This is a genomic window from Sinorhizobium sp. CB7, assembly GCF_041357635.1.
In the GTDB taxonomy this organism is placed as follows: Bacteria; Pseudomonadota; Alphaproteobacteria; order Rhizobiales; family Rhizobiaceae; genus Rhizobium.
In genome coordinates this window covers 1-373 of sequence record NZ_JAULLL010000077.1, presented here as the reverse complement: position 1 = coordinate 373, position 373 = coordinate 1, and the positions used below count along the sequence as shown (strand labels likewise).

1 protein-coding gene is annotated in these 373 nt (G+C 70.2%); it reads left to right on the top strand.

The features are described from left to right. Positions 1-373, top strand: a 373-nt coding sequence (locus tag AAE029_RS36250; RefSeq protein WP_371077771.1) for a condensation domain-containing protein, incomplete at both ends; no start/stop codon positions are given.

Sequence of the window (373 nt, the reverse complement as noted above, 5' to 3'; positions counted from 1 at the left end):
ACGACAACTTCTTCGAGATCGGCGGGCATTCGCTGACCGCCGTACGGCTGACGGCACGGCTGCGCCAGGGCCTTGGGCATGACGTGTCGCTGCGGGCGCTCTTCAATCATCCGACGGTGGCGGGCATTGCGGTCCTCATCGACGGGCAGGAAGCGGTCGCCGACGTGCCGATCGCGCCACGGCCGGCCGGCCTGGAGCGCATGCCGCTCTCACCGGCGCAAGAGCGGCTCTGGTTCCTGTGGCGGCTCGATCCGGACAGTGCCGCCTATACGATCGCCGGCTCGATCCGGCTCGAAGGCGCCCTTGATGCCGACGCCCTGCGTTCGGCGGCTGCAGCGGTGGTCGCCCGCCACGAGAGCCTGCGCACCCGCTT